Raw genomic sequence first — 22,189 nt, 5'->3', positions numbered from 1 at the left:
TGAGATTCGAGACTGTTTGGCAACAACGGAATCAGAAGGAGACGAATGATGAAGACGCATGGAATCGGAGCCGCGTCCGCTATTGCGGCTGCCTTATTGCTTGTGACGGGCGCAGCCGTTGCGGGGGACGATCTCACGCCGGCAGGGGCCGAACGCGACGCGAGCAAGGACGGCCTCGTGCCTGCCTTTGCCGGAAGACAGGCGCCGCAGTCCGGCTGGGAATATGGAAAGTTTCGCGGCGATTTCTGGAAGCACCGGAACGAGAAGCCGCTCTATTCGATCGATGCGTCGAACATCGAAAAGTACGCCAGCCTGCTTTCGCCAGGTCAGATTCAATTGATCAAGCAGCAGAAAGGCTACCGGATGGACGTCTACCCGTCGCATCGCGAATGTCAGCTGCCGGACGCCGCAGAGCAGAACTCGAAGAAGAACCTCACGTCCGCAAAACTTGCTGCGAACGGCGAGACGTTGCAAACCGTCGCGCTTCCCGGTGTGCCGTTTGCGCGGCCAAAAAATGGAGCCGAAGCGATCCTGAACTACGAGATGCGGTATCGCGGAGAGGGTGTCGAATGGGCGCCCGTTGTCACTGCAATCTCACCCCGTCCAGGTGGCGGAGACTGGATCGACGTCATTGGGCCGCAGGTCTTTTATGTCCCGTTTGCCAAATCGAGCGAGGCCACTCCCGACAGCGTCGATCGGCTCAGCGTGGCTGCCTATTTCTCCGTCACCTCGCCGCCGGCAACCGCCGGGCAATCGGTTGTTCAGCGCCAGTATTTCGACAAGGACTCGGACACGTACTACTACTTCCCCGGACAGCGCCGCGTAAGGCGGATGCCGTCTTACACGCACGACGCACCGCTGATCGGTTTCGAAAACCAGTATCTGGTCGATGAAGTCAACATGTTCAATGGGTCGCTTGATCGCTTCAACTGGAAACTGATCGGCAAGCGCGAAATGATCGTCCCGTACAACAACTTCGGGATATACGCGTTCAACACCAGGCTTCGCGATGTCGCTACGCCGAACGGAATCGCTCCCGATCATCGGCGCTACGAGGTGCACCGCGTGTGGGTCGTCGAGGCGACGCTCAAGGCTACCGCGCGACACGCGGATTCGAAGAAGGTTTTCTATCTCGACGAGGATAGCTGGCTCGCGCTTTCCGGCGAGGACTACGACGCACAAGGCAAATTGTGGAAGGTGCGGGAGAGCTACCCGATTCCGGTGTGGGAACTCGGCGGCGCCTGCGACAACGAGCCATTCGTGCAGTACGACCTGATCAACGGGCGCTATGTATTCGATGGATCGTCGGTCGGGCAGGGCAAGGATCTGCACTGGTACGCACACGCCAGCGATCCCCGGTTCACGCCGGACTTCTATACGTCCGAGTCGCTGAGATCGGTCAGCGAACGCTGACGGTCGTCGAACAGATAAAAAATACAGAGCCGGCGTGCGGATGCGCCGCCGGCATTCGGTCTGGAGATGGGGTGGGACAATGAAAGCGAAGAATATCGTTAGACATACTACGGTTTCGATTGCTGTTCTGGGTGCGACAGCATCGGCTGCGTACGGGTATGACTTCACGACCGGGATCGGCGATCTGCAGGGTTCGTGGGTGACCAATCTCACCGCAGGCGCCGGCATTCGGACCAAGAGCCCGAGCTGCTCGCTCACAGGTGATCCGAATGCATATGGCTGTGGCGCGGCGGCCAACACCAACCAGTGGGGCTTTGCCGACAACGGCGACTTGAATTACCGCAAGGGACAGCCATTCAGCACGTATATCAGCGCAACCAGCGAGCTGCTGCTGAAGATGCCGAGCGAGGGGCTGAAGTTCATGGTGCGCGGCACGGGGATGTACGACTTCCTCGCCGGGAATACGGCCCGCACGCCGTTGTCGAGCACTGCCGCGGCGCAGGTGGTCTACAACGCGCAGCTGCTCGACCTGTGGGGCGAGAAGGATTTCACGATCGCCGGGCGCAACGCGCACGTGCGGCTCGGCAACCAGGTGATCAACTGGGGCGAGAGCATGTTCGCGCAGAACGGCATCAACTCGACCAATTCGATCGACACGCAGAAACTGCTGATTCCGGGCACCCAGCTCAAACAGGCGCTGCTGCCGGCGCCGATGCTGAGCTTTGCCGCAGACCTGTCCCACGGGTTCAGCACCGAGGCGTACTACCAGTTCCAGTGGAACGGCAACCGTTACCCGCCGGTCGGCTCGTACTGGTCGATCACGAACAGTTTCGGCCGCGGCGCGGAACCGTTCACGATCAACACGAACAACCTCAACGTGGCCGGCCCGAGCGCCGGCACGATTGCGAACGCGATCGGCGGGCCGGGCGCGGCGGGCAATCAGGATACGCTCAACGCGATCAGGAACGGGCTCGTGAACGGCAACTTCGCAGGGCCGCCATTCAACGATATCGGCATTCCCGTCTCGACACAGCTGCCGGCGAAATACCGGCCGCAGTTCGGCATCAAGTTCAACTTCTCGCCGAGCTCGTTCGACGCGAACTTCGCGTTCTACTACGAGAACTACATCGACAAGTCGCCGGTGCTCGCGTCGTTGGCCAACGGAACGTCGCAGTGGTCGTATCTCGGCAGTCGCCAGTTGTTCGGCGTCAGCGCGAACTTCGGGCTCGGCCCGTGGGCGATCGGCACCGAGCTGTCGTATCGGCCGCGCGACGCCGTCGCGCTGTCGAGCTGCTTCGGCGCGGGCGGCCCGCTCGACCTGAACACGAACGGCGTGTCGGGTGTCGATTGCCAGCAATGGGTCGACAAGAAGAAATTCCAGTACGACATCAACGGACTGCTGGCGCTGACGCGCAGCGAGTATCCATTCCTGAAGCTGCTCGGCGCGGATTCGGCCGCGCTGACGTGGGAGCTGACGTGGATCTACTACCCGGGGCTCGGCTCGAGCGTCACGCGCACGATCGACGGGCAGGCGGTTACGCAGGTGCCGGCGGCCGGCTATCTGCCGTGGCTGAACAACGGGCCGGGGGCCGGCTACCCGATCGTGACGGGACAGGGCACGTCGAGCTCGGTGGGCGCGACGATCGACTTCAACTGGACCTACGACGGCACGCTGATTCACGGCTGGCAGGTGACGCCGGGCATCACCTTCTCCGACGGGCTCTACGGTTATACGCCGACGTTCACCGCGAACTACATGCAGGGCGCGAAGTCGGCGAACCTCTACGTGCTGTTCAACCAGAATCCGCCCAACTGGCAGGCGGGCATCAACTACACGATGTTCTGGGGCGGCCACCAGACGGTGGGGCAGCCGTATGCGGATCGCAACTTCGTCGGGGTGTTTGCGACCCGGAACTTCTGACGGGTGCAAGCGTAAGAGATCGCGCGCGTTGGGCGTCGCCGGAAAACATGAAGGGGTAATACAGTGCTTAATCGTTTGGTCAGCCGCCTGGAACGGCTCTTCTTTGGTCATCGCGCGATCGTGCTCGCGGGAATCGGCCTGTTCACCGCCGCGATGGCCGTGTTCGCCGTGCAATTGCGGATGGACGCGGGCTTCGAGAAGCAGATGCCGATCGGCCATGAATACATCCAGACGTTCCAGAAATACCGGAACGATCTGCTCGGCGCGAACCGGATCACCGTCGTCGTGCGCGCGCGCAACGGCTCCATTTGGACCAAGGAGGGGCTGACGCGTCTGTACAAGGTGACCCAGGCGGTCACCTATCTGCCGAACGTCGATCGGGGCGGGGTCCAGTCGCTCTGGACGCCGAATGCGTTCGTCAATGAGATCACCGACGAGGGGTTTCGCGCGGAACCGATCATTCCAGGCACGATCACGCCCGACCAGTTGACGCCCGAGAAGGTCGAAGCGATTCGCCGCTCGACGACACTGGGCGGCTATGTCGGGACGCTCGCTTCGCATCGCGAAGATAGCGCGATGATCACGGCCGAACTGAACGAGCGGGATCGATTTGGCAAGGTGCTCGATTATGTCGCGTTCAACCGCCTGCTCGAAGCCAGGATTCGCCAGCCGTTCGAGGATGCCGGCTATGAAATCCAGATCATCGGGTTTGCGAAGCAGATCGGCGACATCGCCGACGGCGCAACCGGCGTCCTCGGCTTCTGTGCGATCGCGCTGCTGCTGACAGCGCTGGCGGTCTACTGGTACTGCCATTCGGTTCGCTTCACGGTGCTGCTGATTTTCTGCTCGCTGACGTCGCTCGTCTGGCAGTTCGGCACGCTGAAGCTGCTCGGCTTCGGCCTCGATCCGCTCGCGGTGCTGGTGCCGTTCCTGGTTTTCGCGATCGGCGTGTCGCATGGCGTGCAGCAGGTGAACTTCATCGTCCGCGAGATCGCGCACGGGCAGAGTTCGTTCGATGCTGCGCGCAACAGTTTCAGTGGCCTGCTGATCCCCGGCGTGCTGGCGTTGATCACCGCGTTCGTGTCGTTCATCACGCTGCTGTTGATTCCGATTCCGATGGTGCGCGAGCTGGCGATTACCGCGTCGCTCGGCGTCGCGTACAAGATCGTCACGAACCTGATCCTGCTGCCGGTCGCGGCGTCCTGTTTCAACTTCTCGAAGGACTACGCGGAAAACTCGCTGAAACGCGCGCAGCGGCGTGCGAGGCCGCTGCGCGTGCTGGCAAGGGTGGCCGAGCCCAGGTTCGCGGGCATCACCCTCGCATTGACCGTGGTGGTGTTCGCGCTCGCCGCATGGCAAAGCCGCGATCGCGTGATCGGCACGCTGCAGCCCGGCGCGCCCGAGCTGCGCGCGGATGCGCGTTTCAACCGCGATGCGACGTCGATCGCGGGCAATTACGACATGGGCCTCGACTGGCTGACGGTCGCGATCGAATCGAGCGGCAACGCGTGCGACAACCCGGCGGTCGGGCTGTATGAAGACGACTTCACGGCCGCGATGCGAACCGAACCAGGTGTGGTATCGGTGCAGTCGTATTCCGCGATGATGCGCACCTACAACCAGGGCTACAACGAAAACTATCCGAAGATGAACGTCGTACCGATCGCCGCCGAGAACTATGGGGCGGTGTCGGTTGATGTCGGGCGGGTCAAGGGATACATGAACGTCAATTGCAGCATGACCGCGGTGCATCTGTTCCTGGCCGATCACAAGGCAACGACGATCAACCGGATTCTCGACGACGTGAAGCGTTATCGCGCGTCGCATGTCTTCCCGGGCATCAGTCTCCGTCTCGCGGCGGGTAATGCGGGCGTACTCGCCGCCACCAACGAAGAAGTAGCCAGCAGCGAATTCCCGATGATGCTGTACGTGTACGCAGCGATCCTGATCCTCGTGTTCTTCGCGTACCGCGACTGGCGCGCGATGATCGCGTGCTGCGTGCCGCTGTCGGTCGCGACCTTCATCGGCTACTGGTTCATGAAGGAACTGCAGATCGGGCTGACGGTGGCGACGTTGCCGGTGATGGTGCTGGCGGTCGGCATCGGCGTCGACTACGCGTTCTACATCTACAACCGGCTGCAGGTGCACCTCGCGGGCGGGCAGACGATCGTGAAGGCGGTGCAGCACGCGATGCTGGAAGTGGGCGTGGCGACGATCTTCACGGCGATCACGCTGGCGATCGGCGTCGCGACGTGGAGCTTCTCGGCGCTGAAGTTCCAGGCCGACATGGGCAAGCTGCTCGCGTTCATGTTCATCGTCAATCTGATCATGGCCATGACGGCATTGCCCGCATTGGCGTCCGCGCTGGAACGCTGGTTCCCGCGTCGCCAGCCGGCGCGCGCGCCGGGCCTGTTCAGTCACTGACCGTCGCGACACAAATTACAGGGATCCAGCCATGATCAAGACTTTCATTGCCTGCGCCGTGCTGTGCGCGAGTGCGGCCGTTTTCGCGGAACCCCAGGGGACGGTCGCCGCCTGGAGCGCGATACCCGCTCACGCATGGGCCGAGCCGACGCACAGGGTGCTGATGGATGCGGCACGGGCCGGCGCGCGTATCGTTGCCGTCGGCGAGCACGGCGTCATCCTGCTTTCGGACGACGACGGGCATACGTACCGACAGGCACGGCGCGTGCCGGTCTCCGCGACGTTGTCGGCCGTCACGTTCGCCGACGCCCGGCACGGCTGGGCGGTGGGCCAATGGGGCGTGATTCTCGCGACTGACGACGGCGGCGAAACCTGGGAGAGGCAGCGTATCGACGTCTCGGTCGATCAGCCGTTGTTTTCCGTGCTCTTCACCAGCGCACAGGACGGAATCGCGGTCGGCCTGTGGTCGCTCGTGCTCGCGACCCATGACGGCGGCAAGACGTGGGCCAGGACGACATTGCCGAAGCCGCCGGGCGGCGGGAAAGCGGACCGCAATCTGTATCACGTCTTTGCCGATCATCGCGGCGCGCTGTACATGGTCGCGGAGCAGGGGACGGTGCTCAAGTCGACCGACGGCGGCGCGAACTGGACCTACCTCGCGACCGGCGGCAAAGGCACGTTGTGGGCGGGTGTGGCGATGCCGGACGGCCGGATCGTTGTCGGTGGCCTGCTCGGCGGCATGTTTCAGAGCACCGACGGAGGGACGACCTGGTCGGCGCTGAATTCCGGCACGAAGAGTTCGATCACGGATCTCGTCGCAACTGGCGGCGGACTGATCGGGGTGGGACTCGACGGCCTGGTGCTGACGCAACAGACGGGAGATGCAAAGGTCAACGTCCTGCAACGCGCGGATCGTGCGACGCTGACCGCAACCCTGATCAACGCGGATGGGAAACCGATCCTGTTTTCGCAGGACGGGGTACTTGCACCTTAGTACCTGCTGCGGCATCCGCGCCGAACCGATCGCTTTGTCCGACTCGACGACTCAGGTCATGAATGACAGGCTCTTGCTGTTTCCAGTCGCAGCGCTGTTGGTCGAAGAGACGGACCGGCCACTCTGGTTTCGCCGTGCGCGAGACGCTCATGGCGCCGTGATCTGCGTATTCGGCGATGTGACCGATGTGCTCGCGCGCCTGCCCGATAGCTGGAATGTCGTTCCTCGTGCGCTGCTCGAAGGCTTGCACGACGACGAAGACATCGTCCTGGCCGATCCGCGCTTCAACGGCGAGATGCAGGATCCCGGCTTTGCGATCGTGCGTCATATCGATCGACGCATCAGTGTGGCACTCCTGCTGATCAACGCCGCAGAGGCGGTCTTGCTGCCCGAGCGCCTGCTCGGTACGCGGAATACTTTCGAGACCTGCGTACCCGGCATCGCCCGTTAATGCGTGCCGTCGCGCGCGACGACATGCGGCGTGACGCGCACGCCGCATGATCTAATGCACACAACGGCGATCAGCGTCCGCCCGGCAACGCGATGTCGATCAGCACCGGATCGTGATCCGACGAGCGGTATGCGTCGGGCGCGTAATACGTCCGTTGCTGCTCGGTGGTCTTGTACGCGAGCGTGTACTGCAGCGCGACCGGCTCGTCCGCATTGATGTGCCATTCATGCACGGCCTTCACGTGCGACGCGAGCGGCAGCGACGCGAGCGCATGATCGAGATAACCCGCTTCGCCGTTGTAGACGTAGCTGTACGCATTCGCGCCAATCCAGCGCGACACGAGGTTCCGGTAGCCGCGCGACTCGAGCAGGCGGATCGGATCCTCATGCGTGTAGCTGTTGAAATCGCCGATCAGCAACACGCCCTGGCCCGCGACGCCGGTCGGCGTGCCCGCGAGCCAGTCAACGAGCTTTGCCGCCGCGCGCGTACGCGTCGGGTTCCAGCAACCCTGGCCGTCACCCTGGTCGAGATCGTCGTTCGCCGCATCCGGGCAATTCTTCGATTTCAGGTGGTTGACCGCGACCGTCAGCGCCTGCTTGCCACCGACGCGCCGGAACGATTGCGCGAGCGGCTGGCGGTTCTTGTCGTCGATCGCGAGCGTTGCCGCGCGGCCGACGGGTTCGACCTTGCGGCTGTCGTAGATCATCGCGACCGCGATCGCATCGCCGCCGAGCCGCGACGTGCCCGGATCGACGACGCGCCAGTGGCTGCCGAGCTTCGCCGCGAGCTGACGCACCGCGCTCAGTTCGCCGTAGCCGTTGTTCTGGATTTCCATCAGGCCGATCACATCGGCGTCGAGCGCCTTCAGCGCGCTGACGATCTTCGCATCCTGGCGGACGAATTCCTGATAGTTCTTCGCGCCGCGGTTGTTCGGATCGTCGAAGCCGCCGCCGAGGCCGTTGCCGTTGAAATAATTGAGGACATTGAACGAAGCGACCCGCAGGTTCGAATGCGGATCGCGCGCGGGCGCCTGGGTGCGCGGATTCGCGCGTGCGTCGAACGCCGGCGCGGGCGCGCCGGGCACCGGCTGCACGCGCCATGCGCCGTAGCGCACCTCGAGCACGCCTTCGACGTTGCTGACCGTGTAGCCCGCGCGCAGCGTGTTCGCGGCGGAAAGCTCCGGTGCCGGATACGGCACGGTCGCGGGGTTCTGCTTGTTCGAGCCGTCGTCGAGGACCAGCCGGTTGCGCGCGTTCGCGTCGATTTGCGTCTGCGCCTGGGCGGGCGGCACGACGCTCGTCGGTATGCGCAGGCGGCCGTTGCTGAGCAGCACGCTGCCGTAGCGGCCGAGCTCGTAGTTGTCGGTCACGTTCAGCGTCTGCGGCAGGCGCACGAGCATGCCCTCATACGCGGCGAACGCATTCGGGCTGTCGACCGGCAGCGTGAGCGTCGCGGGCGTGACCGACTGGCCGTTCGCGCAAACCGCGATGCCGCCCGCCAGCGTGAGCTGCGTCTGTCCGTATTTTTCGTCGACCCTGCCCGTCACGTGGACGAGATCGCCCGCCTTCGCGCGCGCTTTCGGCGAATAGACGAACAGCCCCTCGGAGACGCCCGGCTGGTTGCGGCGCTGCGAATCGGCCTGCTGGACGAAGAAGCCGCCGAAGCCGTCGGTGCCGCCGAAATCGGCAGTGACGACAGCTTCGATCGACACGTTCTGGCCGGCGAGCGGCGACGGCGCGCCCGGACCTTGAATCTCGGCGATCGGCGTCGTGCTGCCGCCGCAGGTCGCGCTGACGGGCGCGGCGGTGGCCGCGAACGCTGGCGCGGCAGCGAGGGCAGGCAGGAGCGACAAGGTGGCAAACAACGGCATCGAGGGGCGCATGGAGAAGAATCCCGGTTGTGAGGGTGGCGAAAGCTTAGCGACGCGTGGTGACGGTTTTTTGTAAATAATTGACAGGTTTATGTAATTTAATTTTCATGGACGAACCGCCGTGCGGCGGCTGCTCCGGCATCCATTTCCGAAACCGTTTCGCGGGGACTGCGTTTCAGTTCTGAAACATTCGCCGTCTCCAGCCGCGCGCGCCGCTTGCGCGCTCATCACGGAGGCCCGCCAGGCTTGGCGTTGCGCCCGATGGTGCGTTCCTTGCGTATCTCTTGGTGCCGCCAGCAGGAACGTCGACGATGTCAGATCGATAATCACGCACCGGCGGTCAGGGAGCATTTCAATCGGGGACACGAGAATGAAAAGAGATCACATCGCAACGCGCCGTGTTGCAAACATGAATCGGCGAAAATCTCGGGTCCTCAATTCCCATCTGCACGAGGTGACTTGATCACGCTCGGCACCGAATCCCGTCCGGAAATCCGCGTCCACTTCATCGAACTTTCGCGCATGCATGGCGAACGATGCTGACCGTCGAGTGCGTTGTGACGACGGCGGCGAGCGACAGAAGCGAGCGTCGGCCCACGGATGGTCATGCAATCAATTTGATTTGTCGTCCTGATTAACGAAGTGCGGGTCTTGCGTGTCACGCGATGCATCGGCGAGTGACGCTCGGACCGGAACCGGCTTAGACGCGCGGGCGGTGTGATTCAAAACCGAAACCTGACGCGCCGACCGAACGCAGGCACCTTGAACGACATCGGGATACGAGACGGCGATCGCTACGACATGAACGGTCATCTCGACAGGCAGGCAGGACGAACGATTTGCGGCTTCGCACTGCGGTGTCGCCGGATCGGGTTCGCCCATCGCTTTGCCGGTCACGAATCCGGGCAGCCGGAACGAGCAGGGAGGGCAGGCAGCGTGCAGCGCCGCGAATGACATAAAAGGATTGGCGTCGACCGGGGATCATCCGTCGGGCAAAACCCCGCGGATGTAACGACGCCAGGTTTCCAGTTGATCCACAACCCCGATGGATCAATTGTTCAAGCGCCCATCACCTTTTTGGCGGATGGGCGCCTTTTTTTGCACGCGACGTTTTGACGACCGGCGCGGTCTTGCGGCTGTTCGCTCGCTCCGGTGGCTCGCGAGTCGCCAGCCTGATCGATCAGGGTTTCGGTATCATGTGCTGGCATGCCGGCGGGCCACGCGTATTCCGACCGCCGCCCACACCCGTTCATCGCGGACCCGGTCTTTCCCGCCGGATCCGCCGTCGCTGTCATGACTGACTTCGCTTCCACCGATCCGTCTTCATCCGCCGTTGTCGACACCCCAGCGCTCGATGCGCTGCACGCGTTCGTCGAGCGCCATCCGCGCCTGCTCGTGCTGACGGGGGCCGGCATCAGCACCGATTCCGGCATTCCCGGCTATCGCGACCGCAATGGCCAATGGATGCGTTCGCCGCCGATCCAGCTTCACGAATTCCTGGGTTCCGACGCGGCACGCCGGCGCTACTGGGCACGCAGCATGATCGGCTGGCCCGTCGTCGGCCGTGCGCAGCCGAACCGTTCGCACGTCGCACTCGCGCGGCTCGGCGCAGCCGGGCGCATCGAACGTCTGGTCACGCAGAACGTCGACGGCCTGCATCAGCGCGCCGGCAGCGGCGACGTGATCGAACTGCATGGCGGCATCAACGGCGTCACGTGCCTCGATTGCGGCGCGCAGCACGCGCGGGCCGCGATCCAGGCCGTGCTCGAAGAGGAGAATCCCGAACTGCTCGGCGCGCAGGCGCAGCCTGCCGCCGATGGCGACGCGCATCTCGAATGGGACGCGCTCGATACGTTCCGCATCCCGGCCTGTCCGGCTTGCGGCGGCCTGCTGAAGCCGGCCGTCGTGTTCTTCGGTGAAAACGTGCCGCGCGAGCGGGTGGCCGAGGCCGCGCGCGCGCTCGACGCGGCGGATGCGCTACTGGTGGTCGGCTCGTCGCTGATGGTGTATTCGGGCTATCGCTTTTGCGTGTGGGCGCACGCGCAGAACAAGCCGGTCGCCGCGCTCAACCTCGGCCACACGCGCGCCGATCCGATGCTGACGCTGAAGGTCGAGGCCCATTGCTCGCTCGCGCTCGATGCGCTGAACGCGCGGCTCGGCCTCGCCGATCTCGACTCGGAGCATTGCACATCATGACCGGAAAAACTCCCGCCGATCCGTCGCTGCGGCTTTCGGCGCCCGCGGCCGAGCGTAACCGCGGGCCGATTCTCGACGTATTGCGCCGCGTGTTGCCGGCGAGCGGCGACGTGCTCGAGATCGCGAGCGGCACCGGCCAGCACGTCGTGCATTTCGCGGCGGCGCTGCCGGGCTTGCGCTGGCAGCCGAGCGACCCCGACGCGCAGGCGCGGCAGTCGATCGCCGCGTGGATCGCGCATACGGGGGTGCCGAACGTCCGCGCGCCGCTCGCGTTCGACGTGCGCGACGCGGTGTGGCCATTCGCGGCTCTCGACGCGATTGTCTGCATCAACATGATCCACATCTCGCCCTGGGCGTGCGCACAGGCGCTGTTCGCCGGCGCGTCGCGCGTGCTGCGGCCGGGCGGCGTGCTCGTGCTGTACGGGCCGTATCGCCGCGAAGGCCGGCACACCGCGCCGTCGAACGAAGCATTCGACGCGCAATTGAGGCGGAGCGATCCGTCATGGGGCGTGCGCGATCTCGAGGCCGTCGTCGCGCTCGGGCTCGATTGCGGGCTCGACTGCATCGAGGTTGTCGAGATGCCCGCCAACAACCTGAGCGTCGTGTTCCGCCGCCTGCCGCACACGGAACAGTGACGCGCCGCGCGCATCGCGGCCGGGTTTCCCTTATCCTTTCGCCTGTGCGCGCGACCCGCTCGGGTCGCGCCCTGTTTTTTCCGGAGAATTGACTAATGGGCAAACAAGCAATCGGTGTGATCGGCCTCGCGGTAATGGGCCGCAACCTCGCTCTCAATATCGAAAGCCGCGGCTATGCGGTGTCGGTATACAACCGCAGCCGCGAGAAAACCGACGAATTGATCGCCGAATTCCCCGGCCGCAACCTGGTGCCGACCTATACGCTCGAGGAATTCGTCGGGTCGCTCGAAACGCCGCGCCGGATCCTGATGATGGTGAAGGCGGGCGAAGCGACCGACGCGACGATCGCCGCGCTCAAGCCGCTGCTCGAGAAGGGCGACGTGCTGATCGACGGCGGCAACACGCATTTCACGGATACGATCCGCCGCAACCAGGAACTCGCGCAGTCGGGCCTGCATTTCATCGGCACCGGCGTGTCGGGCGGCGAGGAGGGCGCGCTGCGCGGCCCGTCGATCATGCCCGGCGGCCAGCGCGACGCGTACGACCTCGTCGAGCCGATCCTCAAGCAGATCGCCGCGAAGGCGCCGTCGGACGGCGAGCCGTGCGTCGCGTACATGGGGCCGGACGGCGCGGGCCACTACGTGAAGATGGTCCACAACGGGATCGAGTACGGCGACATGCAGCTGATCGCCGAGAGCTATGCGGTGCTGAAGGGCGTCGCGGGCCTGACGAACGACGAACTCGGCGCGGTCTACACCGAGTGGAACCAGGGCGAGCTCGACAGCTACCTGATGGAGATCACGTCGAAGATCTTCGGCAAGAAGGACGACGAAACCGGCAAGCATCTGGTCGACGTGATCCTCGATCGCGCGGCGCAGAAGGGCACCGGCAAGTGGACGAGCCAGAACGCGCTGGATCTCGGCGTGCCGCTGCCGCTGATCACCGAGTCGGTGTTCGCGCGCGTGCTGTCGTCGCTGAAGACGGAGCGCGTGGCGGCCAGCAAGGTGCTGTCGGGCCCGTCCGCGACGCCGCTGCAAGGCGATCGCGCGGCTTTCGTCGAGGCCGTGCGTCGTGCGCTCTACCTTAGCAAGGTGATCTCGTACGCACAGGGCTTCGCGCAGCTGCGCACTGCGTCCGGGGAATACGGCTGGAACCTCGATCTGGGGACGATCGCGAAGATCTTCCGCGCGGGCTGCATCATTCGTGCACGCTTCCTGCAGAAGATTACGGATGCATACGCGAAGGATCCCGCGCTCGCGAACCTGCTGCTCGACCCGTATTTCCAGGACATCGCCGCGAACTACCAGGCATCGCTGCGCGAGGTCGTGATCGAGGCGGTGAAGGCTGGCGTGCCGGTGCCGGCATTCGCGTCGGCGGTCGCGTACTTCGACAGCTATCGTTCGGAACGGCTGCCGGCGAACCTTGTGCAGGCGCAGCGTGACTTCTTCGGCGCGCACACGTTCGAGCGTACCGACAAGCCGGGCAGCTTCCACGCGAACTGGTCGTAAGCCGCGAGCGGCAGCGGCAATTGTTGCGAAAATCTATTCTATCGATAGGGTTTTTCGATGCCGGATCCCGGAATTGTTAGCTCCGTCGAAACAGTGTTTTTGTCGTTTCATGGTTTTCCCTAAGTGATTGCGGGACTAGACTTCGTTCCATCGCTGCAGACATGGTGTGTGCGGCGGAGCAAAAAAATCACGGAGGTAAGTCATGAAATCGCTGATCGCAACGTTCGCTGCTGCTGCCGTTCTCGCTGTTCCGGCCGTCTCGTTCGCCCAACAAAGCGGCCCGGTCACCCGTGACCAGGTCAAGGCCGAGCTGGTCCAGCTGCAACAAGCCGGCTACAAGCTCGGCAGCGACCGCACCACCTATCCGGAAGGCCTCCTGGCCGCCGAAGCGCGCGTGCATCCGCAACAGAACGTGGCCGCCGCCGATACGAGCGGTGTCGGCGCGCAACCGGCCGCCCAGCAGGAGTCGGGCGCACCGGCAGCGGCCACCAACGCGTGGCCGAACGGGATCAAGCGCGTCGCCGACGGCGCGCCGGTCTACAAGGGTCGTTGATCGACGCGGCCGCGAGGCCGCAGCCGGCTGTCCGCCGGATTCGCTTCACCCGTCCGAGCTTGTTCATGCAGCCCATCGTTCCGCGATATGGAACGATGGGCTGTGTTCTTTTGGGGGCGGGATGGAGTGGGGTGCGTCAGTGCAGCGGCCGCTTGCCTCGGCCGATGTCCTTGAACAGCTTGTCGGCCGGCTCCAGCGCCATCAGCCAGGTTTCGTCGTAGCCGCTCAGCGTGTCGAGTGCGTCGCGCAGACGCTCGATCGCCGCGACAGGCAGCTCGACGCTGCGCCGCGCACCGCCCGACAGGTGCGTGACGCTGGCGAGCTGAACGAGCGCGTCCGCGGCCTCGGCGACGTCGCTCGCAAACATCAGGTGCCGGTTGAGCAATTCGACGAGTCCGCTCGAACCGGCGAAATCCTCGGCGTTGAGCTGGACGGATAGAAACATCGCATTGTTCATTGTCGGTCTCCTCTCTAAGGCGGATCGGGCAGCGCATCAGTGAGTATAGGTGACGGGGCTCGACCGGGCGGCCGGGCGGCGGCGATGCCGCGCCGGTGCAGGCTCTGGCGCCGTCACCGGGCGGCCGGCAGGCGCTGCGCATCCGCAACACGCATCTGCAAGATGCATCTGCAAGAATGTCGCGGCGGACAAGCGCTTGTCGTCGCCCGGACCGCCGCGGTGGTATCTTTGCCGGTCGGGATGGCGCGCAACGGGCCGGCGAGTCCGTGCGCGGCGCCCCGATGATCTGGAAACTGCCGGCCGCACATGCGGTCGGATATCGATGGGTCCGGCCGTTGCGCCGGACATCGTGCGTCGCACGCCGGAGGGCGGTGGGTGGCGCATCGAGGCAAATCCGGGAGGTACCTTGAGAGAAATTATTCCCATCCGCGTTTCGCTGAAACGCCGGTTGCCGCAGGCGGCGCTGGCTGCAGCCGTGATCGCGCTGACCGGCTGTACGACTACGCCGTGGACCGACTACTGGCAGCCGTATCGGCCGTCATCGCCTGCCGCGCCGGCGAGCACGTCTGGCGGTGTGCTGGCAGGCTACTACCGCGTAAATCCGGGCGACACGCTCGCGAGCATTGCGGGCGCATTCGGGCAGCGGGTGCAGGACGTCGCGAGCTGGAACCACATGGCGACGACGAGCGTGCTCACGCCCGGCCAGGTGCTGCGCGTCGCGCCGCCGCCCGCCGCGACGTCGTTGACGCCGCAGCCGGCCCCGAGCCAGGCAGGCGCGCTGGCGTGGCCCGCCACCGGTGTGGTGACGACGCCATTCTCGACCGGCAGGACGCGCGGGATCGTGATCGCCGCGTCCGGGCCCGATCACACCGTGCGCGCCGCGGCGAATGGCCGGGTCGTCTATGCAGGCTCCGGCGTCCAGGCATATGGCCCGCTCGTGATCCTGAAACACGAGAACGGCCTGATCACGGCTTATGGCCACAACGGCAAGCTGCTCGTCAACGAAGGCGATGCCGTGCGCGCGGGCCAGCCGGTCGCCGAGATGGGCACCGATGCGAGCGGCCGGGCGACGTTCGAGTTCGAAGTCCGGCAGAACGGCAAGGTGGTCGATCCGATGGGCTTCCTGCCGAGGAACGGCGGCTGACGCCATCCTGGCGTGTGTCCCGCAACGGGCGTGCACGCTGGCCGTTCAGTGTTCCTTCGTCGTCGCGTCGACCTGCCGCTGCCGGTTGCCGAGCCAGCGGATCGCCATCGCGAGCAGGGTCGAGCCGAGCGCGATCAGCGAGCATTGCAGTGCAACGGGCAGATAGCCATGCAGCCGCGGGTCGACGAACGGATACGGATACCAGTTTTCCCACGAGCCGCGTACGAGCGTGTACGCGAGATAGACGATCGGAAAGCCGAGCCACGCGGCCGCGCTCTGCCATGAAATCGGCGAGCGCGGCTCGACGTACAGCCAGTCGCCGAGCACGACGAGCGGCACGATCCGGTGCAGCACCCAGTTGTGGAGGGGCGGGGTGATGTGCCGCAGCGCGTCGAGACGGGCCAGCAGCAGTTCGTAGACGATTGCGGTGATCAGCATGTACAGCACGGCGGCGCCGCGCATCGATTCGTAGCGCGGCGAAACCGGGGGGCGGGTGGCGCGCCAGAGCCCTGCGCACAGCATGGTCGCGGCGTAGAGGCTGCTCAGCTGCGTGAAATAGCTCAGGTAATTGCCGAGATGAAACGCGGGCATGCCCCAGCGGCCGGCGATGCCGTGCAGCGTCGTGGACAAGGCGAGCAGCGCGGCAATCAGCCGGTAGGCTGCAACGAAGTACACTTTGCCCATGATGCTGCACGACATCGACGCTAAAGCTCCATCGTGCCACAGCCGCACCCGCGTGTGATGCGTTTCCGCACATGTCGTCGCATGCCATCGTATGCCGTTCGGGCGTGACGGATTCTTCGGATATTTGACCGCGTCGGACCATCGTGCGGCTCATGCCGCTACAATCGCTGCTGGCGCACCGGGCGCGGGCCAGCGTCCGCCGCAGCCGATTCCCCCAATACAAGACGGGACCGAGCATGAAAAACATCCTCGCCAAACAGACGCGCTACAGCACACCCGCGATCTTCTTTCACTGGGCGATCTTCGTGCTCGTCGCGCTCGCCTATCTCGCAATCGAGATCCGCGGGCCGAAAGGCAGCGACAGCCGCGTGTTCTGGATGAACGTGCACCTCACCGCGGGCACCTGCGTGCTGCTGCTGTCGGTGTTGCGGATATTGTGGCGGGCGGTCAGCCGGGTGCCGGAGCCGGTACCGCAGCCGGCGCTGCTGCAGTGGCTCGCGAAGCTCACGCACGTCGCGCTGTACGCGTTCATCATCGCGCAGCCGCTGCTCGGCATCCTGATGATCAACCTCGGTGGCAAGCCGGTATCGCTCGACTGGCTCGGCGTGTCGTTCACGCTGGTCGGGCCCGACAAGGCGCTGCGGCCGACCGTCAAGGATGCGCACGAGCTGATCGGCAACGCGTTCTATTTCGTGATCGGCCTGCACGCGCTGGCCGCGATCTATCACCATTACGTCCGACGCGACGGCATGATGCGCCGCATGGCGCCGTGATCTGTCGCGGCCGAATCGCCGCACGATGCCGGGGGCGCATGGTTGTGCAAACAACCATGCGCCCCCGGTGCATTTTTGGGACTGCATCGCACTGGCCAATGAGCTGAAGATTCTGTAACATTCGGGCTGATTTACATTCCGCTTACTCTCGCCCGATCGACGCCGCACATGCCGAACCGACATCGCACCCTGACTGCCTGGCTGGGCATGCTCGCGATCTGGTTCGCGATCGTGGCGCCGCTGGCATCGCAGTGGCGTGTTGCACAGGCATCGGCACCGGATGCGATCGTCTGCAGTGCAGAGCATGACGCCCATCGCTCGCCCGACGCTGGCGGCGCGCATCAACATGCGCTGCATCTCGATGCGTGCGGCTACTGCAGTTTCTTCTCGCACAGCCCGGCAATCGGCGGCCCGTCCGTCGCGCCGGATCTCCCCGTCTTCCTTCCGGCTCCGTCCGCCGCCGCGCCCGTCGCGGTCGCGGCGAGCGTCGCCCGCTATCCGCGCGCGTATCCGCGCGCACCGCCCGAGAACGCCTGACGCGTTTTCTTCCGTTTCTCATTCCGCCGATATCCGTGCGATCCATTGATCGCGTGGAGGGCGTTACTCGGGCTTTCGATCATGATCATTCTTCAATTGCGCGCGCAATCGGCGCCGCGCAATACTGGTTCGCGGCGTGCGCCGCTGATGTTGAAACTCACGATGCCGGCGCTTGCCGCCGGCGCGATGACCGCGGCGTGCGCCGCAACCGGGGCCGCGACCGGGGCCACAAGCGGGGCCGTGCATGCGGCCGACACGAACCCGGCCGCGCAGGCCGATGCGGCGCCGATGCTGCCGCCGATCGAGGTCGTCGCGTCGCCGCTGACGACGCCGCTCGTCATCGTCACCAATCCGAAGACGCCGCGCCAGCCGCTGCCCGCCAGCGACGGCGCGGATTACCTGAAGACGATTCCCGGTTTCGCGTCGATCCGCAGCGGCGGCACGAACGGCGACGCGGTGCTGCGCGGGATGTTCGGCTCGCGGCTGAACATCCTCGCGAACGGGATGCCGACGCTCGGCGCGTGTCCGGGCCGGATGGACGCGCCGACGTCGTACATCGCGCCGGAAAGCTACGACAAGCTCACCGTCGTGAAGGGGCCGCAGACGGTGCTGTACGGCCCCGGCGCGTCGGCCGGCACGGTGCTGTTCGAGCGCACGACGCGGCGCTTCGACAAGCCCGGCATGCGTTTCGATGGCAGTCTCGTTGGCGGCTCGTTCGGCCGCAACGACCAGAACATCGACGTGACGGCCGGCACGCCGGACGTGTACGGTCGCGTGACCGCGAATCACGCGCATTCGGACGACTACGAGGACGGCAACGGCCGCACGGTGCCGTCGCAATGGGACAAGTGGAATGCGGACGCCGCATTCGGCTGGACGCCCGACGCCCATACGCGCGTCGAGCTGACGGCGGGCGGCGGCGACGGCTATGCGCGCTACGCGGGCCGCGGGATGGACGGCGCGCATTTCCGCCGCGAGACGTTCGGCCTGTCGTTCGACAAGCAGCACATCGGCGACGTGCTCGATCGGGTCGAGGCGCGCGTGTACTACAACGAAGCCGATCATGTGATGGACAACTACACGTTGCGGCAGCCCGACCCGACGAGCAGCATGCCGATGCGGATGGCGTCGGAAGTGCGGCGGCGCACGTTCGGCGCACGGGCCGCGGCGACGTTCCGTTTCGCCGACGATTTCAAGCTCGTCGCGGGCGTCGACGCGCAGTCGAACCAGCTCGAATCGCGCTCGGCGATGGGCCGCCAGAACTACGCGGACAAGCCATGGAGTGCGCAGACGACGATGTGGAATACGGGCGCATTCGGTGAGCTGACCTGGTATGCGAACGATGCGTCGCGCGTGATCGGCGGCGCGCGCGTCGACTATGCGAGCGCGCGCGACAAGCGGCCGACGACGGGCGGCATGATGGGCAAGCCGAACCCGACGTTCGAAGACGACCGCTCCCGCGTGCTGCCGAGCGGCTTCATCCGCTACGAGCGGGATCTCGCGGCGCTGCCGGTCACGTGGTACGCGGGGATCGGCCATGCGGAGCGCTTTCCCGACTACTGGGAGCTGTTTTCCGCGAAGCGCGGGCCGGACGGTTCGATCAATGCGTTCTCGGCGATCAGGCCCGAGAAGACGACGCAGCTCGACATCGGCGCGCAATACCGCAGCGACCGGCTCGATGCATGGGTGTCCGCGTACGCGGGCTACGTGCAGGACTTCATCCTGTTCAATTACTCGGCCGGCATGATGGGCGCGACCACGCAGGCGACCAACGTCAATGCGCAGATCATGGGCGGCGAGGCGGGCGTCGCCTGGCGGCCGGTCGCGCCGCTGCGCGTCGAGACGTCGCTCGCGTATGCGTGGGGGCGCAACGTGGCGAGCGGCGATCCGCTGCCGCAGATGCCGCCGCTCGAGGCGCGTTTCGGGCTCGAGTACACGCGCGGCGCATGGTCGGCCGGCGGGCTGTGGCGGGTCGTTGCGCCGCAGCGTCGCTTTGCGCTGAACGAGGGCAACGTCGTCGGCAAGGATTTCGGTCCGAGCGCGGGCTTCGGCGTGCTGTCGCTGCATGCTCAATACAACCTCAGCAAGACCGTGCAACTGTCCGTCGGCGTCGACAACCTGCTCGACAAGGCCTACACGGAGCACCTGAACCTCGCGGGCAACGCGGGCTTCGGCTACGCGGCCAACACGCCGGTGACCGAGCCGGGGCGCACCGCGTGGGTGCGGATCAGCGCGAAGATGTAAGCGCCGCGCGTGCTGCGTGTGCAGTGCAGCATGCGTTTGCACGGGCGCCCCGCCGGATCGGGGCGCCCGCGTCAACCGATTAGAGAACCGTATCTAGAGGGGCGCAAACGTTCGCCGGTCGTGTTTCACTCCCGCAGTCGGCGCATCGGTGCACACGAGCGCGCCTGAGCGCGTCGACACGATCTCACTCGCACCAGCAGGACAAAACAACAGGAGAACATGCATGGCCAGATCGATGCGTTCGAGGGTGGTGGCAGGGGCAGTGGCATGCGCGATGAGCGCAGCGCCGTTCGCGGGGCTGACCGCGGCGATGACGGCCGCGACGACGCGCGCGGCGGCAGCGGCGACCGCGCCCATCGACAATTATGCGGCGACGCAGTACCCGATCATTCTCGTGCACGGGCTGACGGGCACCGACAAGTACGCCGGCGTGCTCGAGTACTGGTACGGCATCCAGGAGGACCTGCAGCAGCGCGGCGCGACGGTCTACGTCGCGAACCTGTCGGGCTACCAGAGCGACGACGGCCCGAACGGCCGCGGCGAACAGTTGCTCGCCTACGTGAAGCAGGTGCTGGCCGCGACCGGCGCGACCAAGGTCAACCTGGTCGGCCACAGCCAGGGCGGGCTGACGTCGCGCTACGTCGCCGCCGTCGCGCCGGAGCTCGTCGCATCGGTGACGACGATCGGCACGCCGCACCGAGGCTCGGAATTCGCCGATTTCGTTCAGGGCGTGCTTGCGTATGACCCGACCGGGTTGTCGTCGTCCGTGATCGCGGCCTTCGTCAATGTGTTCGGCATCCTGACGAGCAGCACGCTCAACACCAATCAGGACGCGCTCGCCGCGCTGAAGACGCTGACCACGTCGCAGGCCGCGACGTTCAACCAGAACTATCCGAGCGCGGGCCTCGGCGCGCCCGGCTCGTGCCAGACCGGTGCGGCGACGGAGACGGTCAGCGGCAACACGCATCTGCTGTATTCGTGGGCCGGCACCGCGATTCAGCCGACGATCTCGGCGTTCGGGGTCACGGGGGCGCAGGACACGAGCACGATCCCGGTCGTCGATCCGGCGAACGCGCTCGATCCTTCGACGCTCGCGCTGCTCGGCAGCGGCACGGTGATGATCAATCGCGGCGCGGGCCAGAACGACGGCGTGGTGTCGAAGTGCAGCGCGCTGTTCGGGCAGGTGCTGAGCACGCGCTACAAGTGGAACCACGTCGACGAGATCAACCAGCTGCTCGGCGTGCGCGGTGCCTATGCGGAGGATCCGGTCGCGGTGATCCGCACGCACGCGAACCGGCTGAAACTCGCGGGCGTGTGATCGATGGCCGCACGTGAGGGACGCGCGCCGCTCGTGCGGCGCGTTGCAGTGTATGCGGCCGTGGGTGCGGTCGCGGCGGCTGGCGTTGCGCTGTGGCACGGTGTGGCCACGCCGCGCGGCCCGCATGCCGCGCACCTGTCCGGCGATGCGGCGACCGCAGGCGGCACGGCTGGCGTGATGCAGGCGGCGGCCGCGCCGGACGGCGCGAGCCTGCCGGCGTCGCTCGCTGGATCGAGCGCGCCGCGCCTGCCGCTCGATCCGGCCGGCCATCTCGCGAAAGTGCGCGCGGTGCGCGATTTCTTCGACTATTGCCTGACCGCGCAGAGCGACCTGAGCGCGGCCGCGCTCGATGCGCTCGTCGAGCGCGAGATCGCCGCGCAGCTCGACGGCACGGTCGCGCAGGCGGAAGCGCTCGACGTCTGGCATCGCTACCGCGCGTATCTGGCGGCGCTCGCCAAGCTGCCGGATGCGGGCGGCGTGCCGAACAAGTTCGACGTCAGCGCGCTGCAGCTCGCGCTCGACCAGCGCGCGTCGATCGCGTACCGGACGCTCGGCGACTGGAGCGAACCGTTCTTCGGCGCGGAACAATGGCGTCAGCGCTACGATCTCGCGCGGCTGAAGATCACGCAGGACCGCACGCTGACCGACGCGCAGAAGGCCGAGCGGCTCGCGGCGCTCGACCAGCAGCTGCCGGCTGACGAACGCACCGCGCAGCAGCGTATCGCGCGGCAGCAGGCCGCGATCGCGCAGATCGCGCAACTGCAGCAAGCGGGCGCAACGCCGGATGCGATGCGTGCGCAATTGACGCAGTCGCTCGGGCCGCAGGTTGCCGAGCGCGTCGCGCGCCTGCAGCAGGACGACGTCGCGTGGCAGAGCCGTTACGCGGACTATGCGGCGCAGCGCGCGCAGATCGATGCGGCAGGGTTGTCGCCGCAGGATCGCGACGCGCAGGTTGCGGCGCTGCGGCAGCGCATCTTCACGAAGCCCGGCGAAGCGTTGCGCGCGGCGTCGCTCGATCGCGGCGCGGCGGCTGCGCCGTCGCGATAGAACGCGCCGGCGGGCGCGGC

At 65.7% G+C, this 22,189-nt stretch carries 19 protein-coding genes; 15 read left to right on the top strand and 4 right to left on the bottom strand.

The annotated features are described in order from the left end of the window. The first annotated feature begins 45 nt into the window (after nt 1-45). From G3N94_RS08720 to G3N94_RS08700, 5 genes are all read left to right on the top strand, one after another. On the top strand, nt 46-1,413 hold the full coding sequence (locus G3N94_RS08720) for a DUF1329 domain-containing protein (RefSeq protein ID WP_205791978.1): 1,368 nt from the start codon (nt 46-48) through the stop codon (nt 1,411-1,413). A gap of 79 nt (nt 1,414-1,492) precedes the next feature. After that, nucleotides 1,493-3,334, top strand: a complete 1,842-nt coding sequence (locus G3N94_RS08715; protein WP_205791977.1) for a DUF1302 domain-containing protein — start codon at nt 1,493-1,495, stop codon at nt 3,332-3,334. A 63-nt stretch (nt 3,335-3,397) separates the two neighbouring features. Next, nucleotides 3,398-5,758 carry an efflux RND transporter permease subunit gene (locus G3N94_RS08710; RefSeq protein ID WP_205791975.1) on the top strand — a complete coding sequence of 787 codons (2,361 nt, stop codon included), beginning with the start codon at nt 3,398-3,400 and terminating at the stop codon, nt 5,756-5,758. Between the two features lie 31 nt (nt 5,759-5,789). After that, nucleotides 5,790-6,752 carry a YCF48-related protein gene (locus G3N94_RS08705; RefSeq protein ID WP_205791973.1) on the top strand — a complete coding sequence of 321 codons (963 nt, stop codon included), beginning with the start codon at nt 5,790-5,792 and terminating at the stop codon, nt 6,750-6,752. Between the two features lie 58 nt (nt 6,753-6,810). Continuing rightward, nucleotides 6,811-7,203: a hypothetical protein gene (locus G3N94_RS08700; protein ID WP_205791972.1), complete on the top strand. Its 393-nt coding sequence runs from the start codon at nt 6,811-6,813 to the stop codon at nt 7,201-7,203. 70 nt (nt 7,204-7,273) lie between these two features. Here the strand turns inward: G3N94_RS08700 and G3N94_RS08695 are convergent, their stop codons facing one another. Next, nucleotides 7,274-9,085, bottom strand: coding sequence for an ExeM/NucH family extracellular endonuclease (locus tag G3N94_RS08695; protein ID WP_205791971.1), 1,812 nt, complete (start codon nt 9,083-9,085; stop codon nt 7,274-7,276). Nucleotides 9,086-9,685: 600 nt separating this feature from the next. Continuing rightward, nucleotides 9,686-10,030, bottom strand: a complete 345-nt coding sequence (locus G3N94_RS08690; protein WP_205791970.1) for a hypothetical protein — start codon at nt 10,028-10,030, stop codon at nt 9,686-9,688. Between the two features lie 336 nt (nt 10,031-10,366). Here G3N94_RS08690 and G3N94_RS08685 point away from each other — a divergent pair, with 336 nt between their 5' ends. The 4 genes from G3N94_RS08685 to G3N94_RS08670 all read left to right on the top strand — a co-directional run bounded on the left by G3N94_RS08685 (nt 10,367) and on the right by G3N94_RS08670 (nt 13,965). Then, complete coding sequence (locus tag G3N94_RS08685) at nt 10,367-11,269, top strand: NAD-dependent protein deacetylase (RefSeq protein ID WP_205791969.1); 903 nt, start codon at nt 10,367-10,369, stop codon at nt 11,267-11,269. Further along, nucleotides 11,266-11,904 carry a DUF938 domain-containing protein gene (locus G3N94_RS08680; protein ID WP_205791968.1) on the top strand — a complete coding sequence of 213 codons (639 nt, stop codon included), beginning with the start codon at nt 11,266-11,268 and terminating at the stop codon, nt 11,902-11,904. Before G3N94_RS08685 ends, G3N94_RS08680 begins: the two co-directional genes overlap by 4 nt. A gap of 95 nt (nt 11,905-11,999) precedes the next feature. Next, nucleotides 12,000-13,412 carry an NADP-dependent phosphogluconate dehydrogenase gene (gene gndA / locus G3N94_RS08675; protein ID WP_205791967.1) on the top strand — a complete coding sequence of 471 codons (1,413 nt, stop codon included), beginning with the start codon at nt 12,000-12,002 and terminating at the stop codon, nt 13,410-13,412. Nucleotides 13,413-13,614: 202 nt separating this feature from the next. After that, the gene (locus G3N94_RS08670) at nt 13,615-13,965 is read left to right on the top strand and encodes a DUF4148 domain-containing protein (protein ID WP_205791965.1); all 351 of its coding nucleotides are present in this window, start codon (nt 13,615-13,617) and stop codon (nt 13,963-13,965) included. Between the two features lie 136 nt (nt 13,966-14,101). Here G3N94_RS08670 and G3N94_RS08665 read toward each other — a convergent pair whose 3' ends face one another. Then, entirely contained in the window at nt 14,102-14,422 is a 321-nt protein-coding gene (locus tag G3N94_RS08665) for a hypothetical protein (protein ID WP_124603299.1), read from the bottom strand. 406 nt (nt 14,423-14,828) lie between these two features. Between G3N94_RS08665 and G3N94_RS08660 the strand changes: the two genes are divergently transcribed. After that, a complete protein-coding gene (locus G3N94_RS08660) occupies nt 14,829-15,566 on the top strand; it encodes a peptidoglycan DD-metalloendopeptidase family protein (protein WP_205791963.1) in 738 nt (245 codons plus the stop codon). 45 nt (nt 15,567-15,611) lie between these two features. Here G3N94_RS08660 and G3N94_RS08655 read toward each other — a convergent pair whose 3' ends face one another. Beyond that, nucleotides 15,612-16,250, bottom strand: a complete 639-nt coding sequence (locus G3N94_RS08655) for a Pr6Pr family membrane protein (RefSeq protein WP_205791961.1) — start codon at nt 16,248-16,250, stop codon at nt 15,612-15,614. A gap of 236 nt (nt 16,251-16,486) precedes the next feature. On the opposite strand from G3N94_RS08655, the gene G3N94_RS08650 reads away from it, so the two are divergent. From G3N94_RS08650 to G3N94_RS08630, 5 genes are all read left to right on the top strand, one after another. After that, nucleotides 16,487-17,023 (top strand): cytochrome b, encoded by a 537-nt coding sequence (locus tag G3N94_RS08650; RefSeq protein WP_205791959.1) that lies wholly within the window; start codon nt 16,487-16,489, stop codon nt 17,021-17,023. Nucleotides 17,024-17,191: 168 nt separating this feature from the next. Next, a complete protein-coding gene (locus tag G3N94_RS08645) occupies nt 17,192-17,560 on the top strand; it encodes a DUF2946 domain-containing protein (RefSeq protein ID WP_205791957.1) in 369 nt (122 codons plus the stop codon). A gap of 81 nt (nt 17,561-17,641) precedes the next feature. Continuing rightward, nucleotides 17,642-19,804, top strand: a complete 2,163-nt coding sequence (locus G3N94_RS08640; protein ID WP_205791955.1) for a TonB-dependent copper receptor — start codon at nt 17,642-17,644, stop codon at nt 19,802-19,804. Nucleotides 19,805-20,027: 223 nt separating this feature from the next. Beyond that, on the top strand, nt 20,028-21,122 hold the full coding sequence (locus G3N94_RS08635) for a triacylglycerol lipase (RefSeq protein WP_205791953.1): 1,095 nt from the start codon (nt 20,028-20,030) through the stop codon (nt 21,120-21,122). Nucleotides 21,123-21,125: 3 nt separating this feature from the next. Then, nucleotides 21,126-22,169 (top strand): lipase secretion chaperone, encoded by a 1,044-nt coding sequence (locus G3N94_RS08630; RefSeq protein WP_205791952.1) that lies wholly within the window; start codon nt 21,126-21,128, stop codon nt 22,167-22,169. Nucleotides 22,170-22,189 lie beyond the last annotated feature (20 nt).

This window comes from Burkholderia sp. Ac-20353 (assembly GCF_017104785.1).
GTDB lineage: Bacteria > Pseudomonadota > Gammaproteobacteria > Burkholderiales > Burkholderiaceae > Burkholderia.
The sequence above is the reverse complement of the archived record's forward strand: the minus strand, read 5'-3'. Positions and strand labels throughout refer to the sequence as shown.